The sequence below is a fragment of the Pseudomonas sp. KB_15 genome, from assembly GCF_052114525.1.
Taxonomy (GTDB): domain Bacteria; phylum Pseudomonadota; class Gammaproteobacteria; order Pseudomonadales; family Pseudomonadaceae; genus Aquipseudomonas.
On sequence record NZ_JBFREX010000018.1, the window covers coordinates 58,470 to 73,551 of the forward strand.

The following is a 15,082-nucleotide window of genomic DNA, read 5'->3' on the forward strand; positions in this document are numbered from 1 at the left end:
CGCGCCTGTTTTTTTCGGAGTGGGACATGCGCATATTGCTGGTCGAAGATGACCCGATGATCGGGGACGCCATCCAGGGCGCACTGAGTGATGCGAGCTACGCGACCGATTGGGTGAAAAACGGCCTTACCGCACTCTCGGCGCTGGAGACCCAACCCTACGACCTGGTGCTGCTGGACCTCGGGCTGCCAGGCAAGGACGGGCTCGATGTCCTCGACAGCATTCGCGGCCGCAACAACCCGGTGCCTTTGCTGATCATTACCGCACGGGACAGCCTCGACGATCGCCTGCGTGGCCTCGACGGTGGCGCCGACGACTACTTGCTCAAGCCTTTCGACATGGCCGAGTTGCTGGCCCGCATGCGCGCCGTGCTGCGCCGTAACGGCGGGAGCGCCCAGTCACTGCTGGACAACGGCGTGGTGGCGCTGGACCTGGTATCGAAACAGGCGAGCACTGCCGAAAACCCCGACGTGCAACTGTCCAGCCGCGAGTTCGCCCTGCTCCAGGCCCTGTTGATCCGCCCGGGGGCGATCCTCTCTCGCAGCGAACTCGAAGACCGCCTTTACGGTTGGGGCAACGAAGTGGAAAGCAACGCCGTGGAGTTTCTGATTCATTCGCTGCGCCGCAAGTTGGGCAACCAGGTCATCAAGAACGTCAGGGGTATGGGATGGATGGTTTCAAAAAGCGCTTGAGCGACTCGATCCAGGTACGGCTGTCGGTTGCACTGTCGCTGGCCATCCTGCTCGTGGCGGTGCTGGCCGGGATGTTTGCGTTCGCTTCCGCCCTCGACGAAGCCCACGAAATGCAGGACGAAACCTTGCGTCAGGTGGCGGTGCTGTTCGATCGGCAGCAGATGACACTGCACTATCCCGTGGTCGAAAAAATTCCGGGGGACGACGAAGAATCCAGGGTCATCGTGCAGTACCTGGCCGACAGCAGCAAAGCACTCGGCAGCAACGACGACAGCGTCATCCCGCTGCCCTTCCCCACTACGCTGGCCGATGGATTGTCGACCGTGAGTATAGCCGGCGAAGACTTTCGTACGCTGGTCAGGACTACCGCCCGGGGCGAGCGCATCGTCGTCGCCCAGGAAACCGGTGTCCGCGACAAAGAGGCACGCGAGAGCGCCTGGCGCAGCCTGTTGCCGTTTCTCATTCTGTTTCCGGTGCTGTTGCTGGTGGTGAGCGATCTGGTGCACAAGCTGTTTCGCCCGATTGCCACCCTCTCCGATGACATAGACCGCCGCGACAAACAGGCCCTGCACCCTATCGACGAGAACCATCTGCCAACCGAGATCCGCCCTTTCGTTGTGGCCATCAATCGCTTGCTGGCGCGGGTTGCGCAGTCCATGGAAACCCAGCGGCGCTTCATCGCCGACGCCGCCCACGAACTGCGTTCGCCCATGACAGCCCTGTCCCTGCAAGCCGAGCGACTGAAAGCCACGCCAATGCCGACGCAAGCCGTCGAGCGCCTGCTGCCCCTGTCCAGTGGCATAGAGCGCAGCAGAAAGCTGATCGATCAGTTGCTGGCCCTGGCCGCCGCCCAATCGAACACCGAGCGACCGCCGACCACGGTTTCGGTGCATGAGGTCTATCGACGGGTGCTGGAGGACCTGTTGCCACTGGCGGAGCGCAAGAACATCGATATCGGTGTTGAAAGTACCGAAGACGTGCAGGTCGTCATCAGCGAAATGGACCTGCTGATCCTGGTCAAGAATCTGGTGGACAACGCGATCCGCTACACCCCTTGCGGCGGACGCGTCGACCTGTCGGTGGAGCTGGTGCAGGACAGCGTGATCCTTCAGGTCAAGGATTCCGGCCCTGGTATTACTGCCGACGAACAGATGCGGGTGTTCGACCCGTTCTATCGCAGCATCGGAACCGAAGAAGCAGGCTCCGGGCTGGGGTTGTCCATCGTCAAGGCCATCGCCGAGCGAACGGGGGCTCAGGTGCGCTTGAGTTTTTCGGACGAAACGGACAAAAGCGGGTTATGTGTCTCGATCGAGTTGAAAAAAGGCTCAGGCTAAACGTCTATGTATCACAGTGTGTCAATACGACAACGCGATACACTGACTTTCATCCGGCCCTGCGATTCGACACAGGCCAGATACGTTGCCACGCTTCAATGCAAGCAAGGTTTGAAGGGGCTCAAGCAGAACCCCTGACCCATGGCTAGTAATGGAGGCATCCCATGAAGAAGGCACTGAGCAACTGCAAAGCCGGCAAGACTCGCCGCCACCTGGTCGGCCCTTCGATCCTCGCGCTTACGCTGTTCGGCGTTCTCGGCGCAGCCCACGCGCAAACGACAGCCACCGCGCAGCCAGCGGCGACCCCTGCCGGCAGCACGCAAGTGGCGCCCTTGCCGTTCGGCCCGCTCAAGCATGTCAACGCCGGACTGCTGGACGTGGCGTACGCCGAAACTGGCCCGGCCAACGGGCCGGTGGTGATCCTGCTGCACGGCTGGCCGTACGACATTCACAGTTATGACGAGGTCGCGCCGTTGTTGGCCGCCAAGGGCTATCGGGTACTGATGCCCTATGCGCGCGGCTATGGCGATACGCGTTTCCTGTCCGTAGAAACCGAGCGCAACGGCCAGCCGGCTGCGCTGGCCAGTGATGTCATCGACTTCATGGATGCCCTGAAAATCAAACAAGCGGTGCTCGGTGGCTACGACTGGGGTGCGCGTTCGGCCGATATTGTCTCGGCGCTGTGGCCGGAGCGGGTCAAGGCACTGGTCTCGGTCAGCGGTTATCTGATCGGCAACCAGGCAGCCGGCAAGAACCCGCTGCCACCCAAGGCGGAATTGCAGTGGTGGTATCAGTTCTACTTCGCCACTGACCGCGGCCGCGCCGGTTACGAGAGAAACACCCACGACTTCGCCAAGCTGATCTGGCAACTGGCTTCGCCGAAATGGGCGTTCGATGACGCCACCTTTGACCGCAGCGCCAGGGCACTGGACAACCCGGACCATGTCGACATCACCGTGTTCAACTACCGCTGGCGCCTGGGCCTGGTCCAGGGCGAGAGCCGATACGAAGCGCTGGAGCGGAAACTGGCCACGGCGCCGTCCATCAGCGTGCCAACCATTACCCTTGAAGGCGATGCCAACGGTGCACCGCACCCGGCCCCCGAAGACTATGCCAAGCGTTTCACCGGCAAATACGAGTTCCGGCTGATCAACGGCGGCATCGGCCACAACCTGCCGCAGGAAGCTCCGCAGGCGTTCGCCAAGGCGGTGATTGATGCCGATCATCTTTGAGTTCGATCTGACATCCGCACACCAGCGCCATGAACGTGGAGAACGTCGGTGCCAAACTTGCGCAAGTACTAACGCGTGATGCCGTGAATGGCACACACAAAACCCTGTGGGAACGAGCTTGCTCCGGGCGGCGATCCGACGATGGCTGAGTGTCAGCCGAGATAAATGCTGGATGTGCCGGCCTCATCGCGAGCGAGCTCGCTCCCACAGGGTTTGTGCCGTTTGATCACAATGAGTCAAAGACAGCACACCGATTCAATAATCCCGACCCGATCTACGCAACCATGACGTCCTCACTCCCCCCCATAAGGACAGAGTCATGGCCATTGCAAAAGCCGTTCCCGGCAATACCCTGCTGAACCCGACCGACCACACCCTGATCATGATCGACCACCAGTCGCAGATGTCCTTCGCGACCAAGTCGATCGACGCCGTCACCCTGCGCAACAACGCCGCACTGGTGGCCAAGGCAGCGCGTGGCTTCAAGGTCTCGACGATTCTCACCACTGTCGCCGAGAAGAGTTTTTCCGGGCCGATCTTCGACGAGATCAAGGCTGTGTTCCCGGAACACAACGTGATCGATCGCACCAGCATGAACACCTGGGAAGACGAGCGCATTGCCGTGGAAGTCAACGCCATCGGCAAGCAGAAGATTGTCCTCGCCGGTCTGTGGACCTCCGTTTGCATCGTTGGCCCGGCGTTGTCGGCGATTGATCAGGGCTTCGAGGTGTATGTGATTGCCGACGCCTGCGGCGACGTCAACACCGAAGCCCATGAAATGGCCATGCAGCGCATGATCCAGATCGGTGCCCGGCCGATGACCTCGCTGCAATACCTGCTGGAACTGCAACGTGACTGGGCCCGCAGCGAGACGTACGACGAAACCGTGAAAACCTCGATTGCCAACGGTGGTGCCTACGGTCTGGGCCTGATCTACGCCAAGACCATGTTTGGTGCCTCGGAAGGCCACTAAGTCTCTCGGAATAACAAGCGACTGCGGGCGAGCTCTTGTGGGAGCGAGCTTGCTCGCGATGGTCTCGAGAGCGCCGCGTTTACCCAGTAAACAAGCGTTATCGTTAACGACCATCGCGAGCAAGCTCGCTCCTACATCGAATCATCACCCGTAGTCACTGTGTCGGTGGTGAACGATTGATGAAGTGTGACTCGCAAGACCTCAGGGCCGGATTGCCGTTCTGGTTATCGGTGCTGCTCGCCAGCACGGCCGGGACCGCGGTGGCAGATGAATCGGCGCAAGGCTTCCTGAACGGCGCGACGCTTGGCGTACTCAGCCGAAACTTTTATCTGAACAGCGACTATCGATCCCCCTCGCCGACCGGCAAGAGCTACAAGGCCGAATGGGCTCAAGGTTTCATCGGCGCTTTTGAATCCGGCTTCACGCCGGGCACGGTCGGCTTCGGCCTTGATGCCCATGCCTTTCTTGGACTGAAACTCGATGGCGGCAAGGGTCATTCCGGAACCGGTTTGCTGCCGGTGGGCAGTGACGGCCGCAGCGAGAGCGACTACTCCAGCGGTGGCGGCGCGATCAAGCTCAAGGCATCGAAGACCACCCTGGCGTTTGGTGAAATGGAGGTGGAAACTCCGGTGTTCGACACCGCGGACAAACGCCTGCAACCGGAGTACGCCACCGGTTTTCTGCTCGACAGCCGCGAAATCGACGGGGTGAACCTGCAAGCCGGGCACTTTACGGCGTTCAAGAATCAGGACAGCTCTTCGGGCAAGGGCAACTTTTTCGGCTATGGCGCCAACACCGAGGCCGGCGGCATTTCGTTTGTCGGTGCCGACCTGTTTACCCGGAGCCCGGTCGGCGGCGCCCTGTATGCCTCGGAGCTGACAGACACCTGGCATCAGTACTACGGCAATCTGCATTTCAAGCAATCCGATGTGTTCCTTGACGCCAACCTCTATCACACCAGGGACACGGGCCAGGCACTGGCCGGTGCTATCGACAATACCGCGTACAGCCTGTCGGGCAGATACACGATCGGCGCCCATGGTTTCACCGTGGCCTATCAGAAGATCGACGGCGATACGCCATTCGATTTCGTCGGTGGCGATTCCATCTATCTGGCCAACTCGATCAAGTATGCCGACTTCAACGGCGCCCATGAACGTTCGTGGCAGGCACGCTACGACCTGGACCTGGCGCCCTACGGGATTCCCGGGCTCAAATTCATGACCCGTTACGTCACCGGCGACCAGATCGACGGCACCCATGCACCACAAGGCGGGGCCTACAACCCGTTCGACGCGGCGTCCGGCACCTTCGTGCCGCAACAAGGCGATGGAGGCAAACACTGGGAGCGAGACATCGACCTGCACTACGTCGTGCAGTCCGGTGCGGCCAAGGGCTTGTCGCTGCAACTGTCCCATGTATCGCACCGGGCGAACGCGGCCCAGGCCGGCGATGACATCGACCGGATTTACGTGGTCATCCAGTACCCGTTGAACTTCGGGCCGTTCTGAACGGAATGTGGCGGAAGGCAGCCGGAGTCGAACCTGCCCGGGAACGGATGCCGTCCCCAACCGGGTTTGAAGCCCGGCCGCGCCACCGGGCGCGATTGCCTTCCTTGAACTCATGCCCCTGAATCACGCACCTGAATCAGTGCTCTGTGCGCCGGGCCAACGCACTGTCCGCACGAATCTGCCGACGATCACCGAAGCGTCGTGTCAGGCCGATGCGGTCGAAGTACTCCAGTATCTGAATGCTGCGCTTGCGCCCCAAACCGATAGCATCGCGGAACGCCGCCACCTGAATCACCGGGTCGGCATCCGCCAGTTGCACAAGCATAGCCGCCAATCGACGGATCATGCCGTCGGTGTAAAACAGATCGTTGACCACTTGATGGAGCAGGCCCAGCCGGGCCATTTTGCGTAGCAATGCGCGAACGGTTGCCTCGTCATGCCCCAGGTTGCGCACCCAGGGCGGGTCGAAACCGGCTTGTTCGAACAACGGCTGCAAGCACTGCCACAAGGCTTCGTCTTCCTCACTCAAGCGCACCTGATGTTCAGGCAGGTGCAACCACGGTCCGCTGCTGACGATAGCGCCGCTGGCCAGCAATTCATCGAGCAGGCTGATAAACGTCGGGCGTTCCAGGGTGCTGCCGGCAAATCGGCGCAGACGATCCCGGTCCGGGCCCATTTGATCCGGTTCGATTTGATGGAACCGCGCGAGTTGTTCCACTAAAGGCGCTTTCAAGGCTTCCCAACGACTGGCACTGAACAGCAACGGGCCTTGACGGGTATCGATCAGGCGCACGTCATCCGGCAGCATCCAGGAACTGCGCGGACGGTTGAACTGACGCTCCAGGCGCTGCGGGTCGAGCCCGGTGTCGCTATGGGCCAGCAATGCCGGCAAAACATCTTCCAGCGTTGCACTGTTGGCCAGCGCGTCCAGTTGCGCCAAACGTTCGGGGCTGCGGCGTTGCCGAGTGGGTGCAAACGGGTCGAACACCCGGCCGCCACCAAGGGTGCGCTGGGCACTCTGGTCGCGCAGGATCAGCGGATCGCCCTTCACCGCATGCACCGCTGTATTGAGCAGCAGTTGCGCAAACATCCGCCCGCCGGGCGCCAGGCTTGTGCCCTCCAGCAAGGCGACTCGCCCGGTGACGTCCTGGGTGCCGAGGTGCACATGCACCGGTTGAAAGTGCTCGAAGGCCCTGGGTTCACCGGCAAGCAACTGCATGTCGATGTCCAGGCGTTGGGTGGGCGCGTACAAGCCTTCGGCCAGCAACCAGTGGCCGCGATGGATCTGCTCCAGGGCCAGCCGCTCGGCACTCAGGTTCAACGCCACACGCTGGCCGGCAAAGGCGCTGTCGGCGGTCTGGTTTTGCGCGTGCAGGCCGCGAATGCGCACCGGTTTGCCTTGTGGCCCCAACAGCAGGGTATCGCCCACCGCGACCTGACCGGACAGCGCCGTGCCGGTCACGACGATGCCGGCCCCGGCAACGCTGAAGGCCCGGTCGATCGCCAGGCGAAAACCACCTTCGGTGCTGCGTTGCAACACCTCCCGTTGTGCTTCGAGCAGAGCCTGGCGCAGGGTTTCGATACCCTCGCCGGTCACACTCGACAGCGCTATCAGCGGTGCATCGGCATACGGTCCGGGAGCCAGCAAAGTTCGGATCTGCTCACGCACGATCTGCACCCTGGCGCTGTCGACGCGGTCGCACTTACTGATCGCCACCAATGCCCGGGGGATGCCCAGCAACTGGACAATCGCCAGGTGCTCCCGGGTCTGCGGCATCACCCCGTCATCGGCGGCCACTACCAGCAACACCAGATCGATGCCCTGCGCCCCGGCAAGCATGTTGTGGGTGAAGCGCTCATGCCCGGGAACGTCGATGAAACCGGTCAGCTGCGCTCCCGGCTCCAGCGCGGCATACAGATAGCCGAGGTCGATGGTCATGCCGCGCTCACGCTCTTCCCGGCGCCGGTCGCCGGCCTGGCCGGTCAGTGCCTGGAGCAGCGCGGTTTTGCCATGGTCGATGTGCCCTGCGGTGCCGACAATCACCCTGCCCGGCCCTCCACCTGCAATTGATCGAGTTGCGCCAGCCAGGCCGGCTCGTCGTCCAGTTGCCGCAGGTCCAGCCACAGGGCGTCGTCGTCAATGCGCCCGAGTACCGCAATCGGCAAGGCGCGAAAGGCTTCTTCCAGCGTCAACAGAGAGCGCCCGCGCAAGCGTTTGGAGGTCAACGGGCGCAAACACAGCGCTGCGCTGGCCAGCCGCGCCACCGGTTGGCTGCCGCTGCCAATCATGCCCAGTGCCGGCATGGCACTGACGCTCCAGCCGTCACCCAACACCTGGACCAGCGACGGCCGCAAACGCTCAGCCTGGGCGAGAATATCGGCCTGTGGCCGGGTCAACAGGCGCAGGCTCGGCAAGCGCTCGGCCAGTCGGTCCGGGTTGCGGTACAAACCCAACACCGCTTCCAAGGCAGCCAGGGTCATTTTGTCGACCCGCAGCGCACGCTTGAGCGGGTTCTTCTTGATCCTGGCGACCAGCTCCTTGCGGCCGACAATCAACCCGGCTTGCGGCCCGCCGAGCAGTTTGTCGCCACTGAAGGTAACGATGTCCGCGCCATCCAGCAGCGCCTGACGTACTGTCGGTTCGGCGGGCAAACCCCAGCGGGTCAAGTCCAGCAGGCTGCCGCTACCGAGGTCTTCAAGCAGTGGCAGCCCATGTCGGTGGGCAATTTGCGCCAGTTCAGCCGTCGCCACACTCGTGGTGAAACCTTGAATGCTGTAGTTGCTCGCGTGCACCCGCATGATCAAACCACTGCGCGGGCCGATGGCGGCCTCGTAGTCACGGGCATGGGTGCGGTTGGTGGTGCCGACCTCAAGGAGCTTTACCCCGGCACGGGCCATGATGTCGGGAATGCGGAAGGCACCGCCGATTTCAATCAGTTCGCCCCGGGAAATAATGCCTTCCTTGCGCGCGCCCAGGCTGTTGAGGGTCAGCAACACCGCAGCGGCATTGTTATTGACCACGGTCACCGCTTCGGCGCCGGTCAGTTCGCGGATCAAGCCTTCGATCAGGTTGTCGCGATCTCCGCGCTTGCCGCTGCGCAGGTCGAATTCGAGGTTTAGCGGAAAGCGGGCCGCCATTTGCACCGCTTCAATTGCCTCTTCGGGCAACAACGCCCGCCCGAGGTTGGTGTGCAAGACCGTGCCGGTGAGGTTGAACACCCGACGCACATGGCTGCGATGCTGGGTTGCCAATCGTTCGCCGACCCTGCCCGCCAGCACTTCGGCGCTGACTTCTACAGGCTCGAGCACACCCTTCTGCAGCCCTTCGCGCAGTTCATCAAGCAATTGCCGCAAGGCAGCCAGCAAGGCATCGCGCCCATAGCGCTCGGCCAACGGCTGGCACGCCGGGTGACGCAACAAACTGTCGATGGAGGGCAGGCGCAGGGGTTGGCAAGTACCGCGAGCTGACATCTGGCGCTCCTGAAAACGAATGACCGTCGCGCCAAAGTGTAGACGCTGCGGCTATTCGTCTCCCGGAGCCAGCAACAGATTCGGTGCCAGGCGCTGATAACCGTCCTGGGTCAGGCGCATGTCGAGCATCAGGCTGGACAGGTCTGTCGACAGTGCTTCGGCATCCGCATCGTTCTCCAGATAGAGCAACTTCAGATAGCTGTTACAACCGGGGCAGACTTCGGCGCGCAACGGCGCCTGGTTGGCGGCATGGCGATCATCTTCAAGGCTGAGGTATTCCAGGCCCTTGCTCTGCTCGCAATACACGCATTTGACGCGCACCACATGCCACTCGCAGGCACACAGCGAACAGACCAGATAACGCAAGCCGTTGTGTTTGCCGCGATGGCGGATCACCCCGGCCATGGCCGGCGAGCCACAGGCCGGGCACTGGCTGAGGCGGTCGCCGGGGCTAAGTGCCAGGTTCGGCGTACTCAATAACCAGTGGCTCCAGGCTATTTGCAGCGCCGCACCGAGAAACGGCACTAGCGCGGCCGGTACCAGTGAATACTGGCCGCTGACCAGTGCCACTGCCCAGGCACGGCATTGCCCGGCACCGGCCAGGCGCAAGGTGTCCACGGCATCGGCCACGGCCGATTGTGGTGGTGCTTTATAGCGCTGCAGCAAGGCATCGAGGTAAAGCTGCCAATCGTCTTCACGCGCCAGACTGTCGGCTGCGAACGGCGGCAAGCCGTGTTGCTGGCATAACTCGATGCGCTGTCCGTCAAGGCGTTCGCTCAGCGGCGGGTCGTCCAGCACCTGTTGCTGTACCCGGCACAACCCGGCAATCAGGCGCAGGTAATCGGCCAGCGGGTGCCCTTCGGCCAGCGTTTCCAGGCGCTGGGCGCGCAGGCTGAACAGGTTATGCGGTGGCATGTACAGAAACGGCGGCGAACTGGCCGCCGCTTCGATTTCTCCAGGTTCCAGGATGGTTGGCAAATGTCAGCCCTTTTTGGTGATCGGTCGCGTAGGAGCTTCGTCGCGGGTCTCATCTTGAGTCACTTGGCGATACCAGAGTTCGTGGTGTTTCTTCGCCCAGCCGCGGCTGACCCAGCCATGCAACATGGCGCTGACCGAGCCCTTGATCCAGATGCCGGCATAGATGTGCACGATGATGCTCAGGATCAGCACGAAAGCGGCCAGCGCATGCAGCAACATCGCCCAGCGGATAATCGTGATGCCGAAGTAATCGCTGAAATACGCGCGCCAGATCACCAGCCCGGTGACCAACAACCCAAGCATGCACAGCAGTAAAGTCCAGAACAGCAGCTTCTGCCCTGGGTTGTATTTGCCAATGGGCGGGACGCCCTCCTCTTTGTTCAGCATCACCCGGTCGATGCGCTTGAGCCACAGGCGGTCATTGGCGATGAAGTAATTGGCGCGCCAGAAGCGAAACACCAGGCCGAGGAACAGCAGGAACATCAGCACGCCCATGAACGGATGCAGGATGCGCGTCCATGGCCCACCGCCGAACAGGTTGCTGAGCCAGAACAGCGCCGGGTGAAACAACGCCAGTCCGGACAGCCCGGCCATGAAGAACAGAATCGCCACCAGCCAGTGATTGGTGCGCTGGCTGCTGGTGTAGCGCAGGATCGTCTTGTTGCTCATGGCCTGCCCTCCCCACGAGGATCGAAGGTGTGCACCGACGGATCGACTTCATGCACGGCATTGTCCGGCGGGTTCGGGTGTTCATCCTCTTCGACGATCTGCGGGCCAACGCGCACGTAGTGGAAGAACCCGGCCAGCACCGCTGCGCCCATGGCCAGCAGCGCCAACGGTTTGCTCACGCCTTTCCACAGCCCTACCAACGGACTGATCGCCGGGTGATCGGGCAAGCCGGCGTACAGTCTTGGCGTATCGGCGTGGTGCAACACATACATCACGTGGGTGCCGCCGACGCCTTCAGGGTCGTACAGACCGGCGTTTTCAAAGCCCCGGCTCTTGAGGTCGACGATGCGTTCGGCCGCGTGTTCCTTCATGTCGTCCTTGGAACCGAACACGATGGCACCGGTCGGACAGGTCTTCACGCACGCCGGCTCCAGCCCCACCGCTACCCGGTCCGAGCACAAGGTGCATTTGTAGGCCTTGTGATCCTTTTGCGAGATGCGCGGGATGTTGAACGGACAACCGGTGATGCAGTAGCCGCAACCGATGCAATGATCCTGATCGAAATCGACGATGCCATTAGCGTGCTTGATGATCGCCCCCGGGCTGGGGCATGCCGCCAGGCAGCCAGGTTCGGCGCAATGCATGCAGCCATCCTTGCGGATCAGCCATTCCAGGTTGCCGGCATCGGTTTCATGCTCGGTGAAGCGCATCAGCGTCCAGGTTTCTGCGGTGAGATCCTGCGGGTTGTCGTAGGTGCCATGGTTATGGCCGACCTCGTCACGCAACTCGTTCCATTCCGAGCAGGCGACCTGACATGCCTTGCAGCCGATGCATTTGGTGGTGTCGATCAGCTTGGCGACTTCCTCCATGCCGCGCACCGAGGGCGCAGGGGTGGTGGTGGCCGAGCGGGCAATGATGTCTTGGCTGGCCATTTAGACTTTCTCCACGTTGACCAGGAATGACTTGGATTCCGGGGTCTGGGTGTTGCCATCGCCGAGGAACGGCACCAGGGTGTTGGTCAGGTAACCGTGTCGCGTGAGTCCGGTGAACCCCCAGTGCAGCGGAATGCCGATCTGGTGCACCACCTGATTGTTGACCTGCAACGGACGAATCCGCTTGGTCACCACCGCCACCGCCTCAATGAAGCCACGCTTGCTGCTGACCCGTACCCGGTCGCCGGCGACGATGCCTTTTTCCTTGGCGAGCACCTCACCGATTTCCACGAACTGCTCGGGCTGGGCAATCGCGTTGAGCTTGCAATGCTTGCTCCAGAAGTGGAAGTGCTCGGTCAGCCGGTAACTGGTGGCGGCGTACGGGTAATCCTTGGCCACGCCAAGGGAATCCCAGACCGAATCGAAGATCCGCGCCGCCGGGTTACTGGTGGCTTTCTTGTTTTGCGGGTGCAGCGGGTTGATGCCGATCGGCGTTTCGAACGGCTCGTAGTGTTCAGGGAACGGGCCTTCGTTCATCTTGTCGACGGCGAAGAATCGCGCCACGCCTTCGGGGTTCATGATGAACGGATTCATCCCCGCTTCCGGCGCCACATCAGCCTTGTAGTCCGGCACATCAGTGCCGCCCCAGGTCTTGCCGTTCCACCACACCAGGCGTTTTTTCGGATCCCACGGCTTGCCTTGCAGGTCCGCCGAAGCGCGGTTGTAGAGAATCCGCCGGTTGGCCGGCCAGGCCCAGGCCCAGCCCTGATGCTGATGCATGCCGAATGGATCGTTGTTGTCGCGACGGGCCATCTGGTTGCCCAGTTCGGTCCAGCTGCCACAGAAAATCCAGCAGCCGGATGCCGTGCTGCCGTCGTCCTTGAGCTGGGCGAATCCGGCCAGTTGCGCATTGGCCTTGATCGCCGCGCCCGTGGCATCGGTGAAGTCGGTGGTGGCAGAGCCGTTGATTTCCTTGGCCAGCTCTTCCGGCGAAGGCTCGTCCGGGATCTTGTACGGCCAGGACAACTTGAGTATCGGGTCAGGGTACTTCCCGCCTTCGGTCTGATAGCGCTGACGCAGACGCTGGAACAGTTCGCTCATGATCCGTATGTCGGTCTGCGCTTCACCCGGCCCATCGGCGCCTTTCCAGTGCCATTGCAGCCAGCGACTGCTGTTGACCAGCGAGCCGTCCTCTTCGGCGAAACAGGTGGTGGGCAGGCGAATCACTTCGGTCTGGATATCGGCGCTTTTCACATCGTTGTACGGCCCGACATTGCGCCAGAACTCCGAGGTTTCGGTGGCCAGCGGGTCCATCACCACCAGCCACTTCAGTTTGGCCAGCGCCGCGGTCACCCGGTGTTTGTCCGGCAGCGCGGCAATCGGGTTGAAGCCCTGGCACATGTAGCCGTTGACCTTGCCCTGGCCCATCAAATCAAACACCTTGAGGATGTCGTATTGGGGAATGTCCAGTTTCGGCAGGTAGTCGTAGGCCCAGTTGTTCTCGGCCGTGGCGTTGGCGCCGTACCAGGCTTTCATCAGGCTGACGTGGAACTTGCCGTAGTTCTGCCAGTAAGACAGTTGCCCCGGGCGCAATGGTTTTTGCGTGCGCTTGACGATGTAGGCGGTGTAATCCTGCTCGGCTTCGCCGGGTAGCGTGAGGTATCCCGGCAGCGAGTTGGACAACAGGCCCAGGTCGGTCAGCCCCTGAATATTGGAGTGCCCGCGCAAGGCATTCACGCCGCCGCCCGGCATGCCGACGTTACCCAGCAACAGTTGCACCATCGCCGCACTGCGGATCATCTGCGAACCGATCGAGTGCTGGGTCCAGCCCAGGGCGTAGAGAATGGTCATGGTCTTGCCCGGTTGCGAGCAAGTGGCGATCTCTTCCCAGATTTTTTTCATGGCATCGACCGGCATGCCGCAAATCTGGCTCGCCAGTTCGATGTTGTAGCGGCTGTAGTGCTGCTTCATCAATTGATAGACGCAGCGCGGGTCCTGCAACGTCGGATCGACCTTGGCAAACCCGTCCTCGCCAAGCTCATAGCCCCAGCCGGACCTGTCGGTGTAGGCACGCTTGGCGACGTCGTAGCCGCTGAAGATTCCGTCCTCGAAGCCATAGCCGGCTTTGACGATGAACGACACGTCGGTGTAGTTGCGCACGTATTCGTGCTGGATCTTGTCCTCGGTCAGCAGGTAATTGATCAGCCCGCCCATGAAGGCGATGTCGGTGCCGGTGCGGATGGGCGCGTAATAGTCGGCCACCGAGGCAGTCCGGGTAAAACGCGGATCGACCACGATCAGCCGCGCCTTGTTGTGCGCCTTGGCTTCGGTCACCCATTTGAAGCCGCACGGATGCGCTTCTGCTGCGTTGCCGCCCATCACCAGAACCAGATTCGCGTTGGCGATATCGGTCCAGGTATTGGTCATGGCACCACGGCCGTACGTCGGGGCAAGACTTGCCACCGTCGGGCCGTGTCAGACACGCGCCTGGTTATCAAACCCCAGCATGCCGAGACTGCGAACCACCTTGTGGGTGATGTAGCCCGCCTCGTTGGACGCCGCCGAGGCCGCGAGGAAACCGGTGGTCAGCCAGCGGTTCACCGTTTGGCCCTGGGCGTTCTTCTCGATGAAGTTGGCATCGCGGTCGGCCTTCATCAGGTCGGCGACGCGATCGAGCGCTTCATCCCAGGAGATGCGGGTCCACTCTGTACCGCCGGCTTTGCGCACCTGCGGGTATTGCAGGCGTCCGGGGCTGTGAATGAAGTCCAGCAGGCCTGCGCCTTTGGGGCAAAGGGTGCCGCGGTTGACCGGGTGGTCGGCGTCACCTTCGATGTGGATGATGTTTTGCGCGACATTCTTCGCCGTATCGCCCTGGCTGTACATGATCACGCCGCAACCGACCGAGCAATACGGGCAGGTGTTGCGGGTTTCATGGGTGTGGGCAAGCTTGAAGTGACGCACCTGTTCGGCAAAGGCAAGCGTCGGAGCCATGCCCAACGCGCCCAGGCTAGAGCCTGCAAGGCCGATACCGGCGACCTTGAAGAACTGACGACGGCTGAGATCCATCGTGCACTCCTGATCAGGTGGAACCCGGTACATGGCCGGGCTTTTTTAACAACCACGGTCGCGGCAGTCTGGCTGCCGACAGTTGAATTTTAGACAGGGCTGTCGAATTCGCCACGAGAGCCGACCGTCGGGCAATTCCCCCAATGTCAGCCAAGGCATACAACCTGTGGGAGCGAGCTTGCTCGCGATGGCGGTGGGTCAGGCAACCTGGATGCTGACTGTAC

At 61.8% G+C, this 15,082-nt stretch carries 11 protein-coding genes and 1 tRNA gene; 5 read left to right on the forward strand and 7 right to left on the reverse strand.

All coding sequences use genetic code 11. From position 1 onward, the window contains the following. Positions 1 to 26 precede the first annotated feature (26 nt). From AB4Z35_RS16810 to AB4Z35_RS16830, 5 genes are all read left to right on the forward strand, one after another. On the forward strand, positions 27 to 692 hold the full coding sequence (locus tag AB4Z35_RS16810; protein ID WP_442098199.1) for a response regulator: 666 nt from the start codon (positions 27 to 29) through the stop codon (positions 690 to 692). After that, the gene (locus tag AB4Z35_RS16815; RefSeq protein WP_442098200.1) at positions 668 to 2,026 is read left to right on the forward strand and encodes an ATP-binding protein; all 1,359 of its coding nucleotides are present in this window, start codon (positions 668 to 670) and stop codon (positions 2,024 to 2,026) included. The genes AB4Z35_RS16810 and AB4Z35_RS16815 overlap by 25 nt, the downstream gene beginning before the upstream one ends. A 164-nt stretch (positions 2,027 to 2,190) precedes the next feature. Then, complete coding sequence (locus AB4Z35_RS16820) at positions 2,191 to 3,258, forward strand: alpha/beta fold hydrolase (RefSeq protein WP_442098201.1); 1,068 nt, start codon at positions 2,191 to 2,193, stop codon at positions 3,256 to 3,258. A gap of 319 nt (positions 3,259 to 3,577) precedes the next feature. Then, positions 3,578 to 4,231, forward strand: a complete 654-nt coding sequence (locus AB4Z35_RS16825) for a hydrolase (protein WP_442098203.1) — start codon at positions 3,578 to 3,580, stop codon at positions 4,229 to 4,231. A 179-nt stretch (positions 4,232 to 4,410) separates the two neighbouring features. After that, positions 4,411 to 5,742, forward strand: a complete 1,332-nt coding sequence (locus AB4Z35_RS16830; RefSeq protein WP_442098205.1) for an OprD family porin — start codon at positions 4,411 to 4,413, stop codon at positions 5,740 to 5,742. A gap of 8 nt (positions 5,743 to 5,750) precedes the next feature. Here the strand turns inward: AB4Z35_RS16830 and AB4Z35_RS16835 are convergent. The 7 genes from AB4Z35_RS16835 to fdnG form a co-directional block, all read right to left on the reverse strand. Next, positions 5,751 to 5,846: transfer RNA gene (locus tag AB4Z35_RS16835), tRNA-Sec, on the reverse strand. A 32-nt stretch (positions 5,847 to 5,878) separates the two neighbouring features. Further along, a complete protein-coding gene (selB, locus tag AB4Z35_RS16840; protein ID WP_442098207.1) occupies positions 5,879 to 7,786 on the reverse strand; it encodes a selenocysteine-specific translation elongation factor in 1,908 nt (635 codons plus the stop codon). Next, positions 7,783 to 9,213: an L-seryl-tRNA(Sec) selenium transferase gene (selA, locus tag AB4Z35_RS16845; protein ID WP_442098209.1), complete on the reverse strand. Its 1,431-nt coding sequence runs from the start codon at positions 9,211 to 9,213 to the stop codon at positions 7,783 to 7,785. Before selA ends, selB begins: the two co-directional genes overlap by 4 nt. 51 nt (positions 9,214 to 9,264) lie before the next feature. Continuing rightward, positions 9,265 to 10,191, reverse strand: coding sequence for a formate dehydrogenase accessory protein FdhE (gene fdhE / locus AB4Z35_RS16850; RefSeq protein ID WP_442098211.1), 927 nt, complete (start codon positions 10,189 to 10,191; stop codon positions 9,265 to 9,267). Between the two features lie 3 nt (positions 10,192 to 10,194). Beyond that, entirely contained in the window at positions 10,195 to 10,860 is a 666-nt protein-coding gene (locus AB4Z35_RS16855; RefSeq protein ID WP_442098213.1) for a formate dehydrogenase subunit gamma, read from the reverse strand. Further along, positions 10,857 to 11,792 (reverse strand): formate dehydrogenase subunit beta, encoded by a 936-nt coding sequence (gene fdxH / locus AB4Z35_RS16860; protein ID WP_442098214.1) that lies wholly within the window; start codon positions 11,790 to 11,792, stop codon positions 10,857 to 10,859. The genes AB4Z35_RS16855 and fdxH overlap by 4 nt, the downstream gene beginning before the upstream one ends. Continuing rightward, on the reverse strand, positions 11,793 to 14,858 hold the full coding sequence (gene fdnG, locus AB4Z35_RS16865; RefSeq protein WP_442098215.1) for a formate dehydrogenase-N subunit alpha: 3,066 nt from the start codon (positions 14,856 to 14,858) through the stop codon (positions 11,793 to 11,795). Positions 14,859 to 15,082 lie beyond the last annotated feature (224 nt).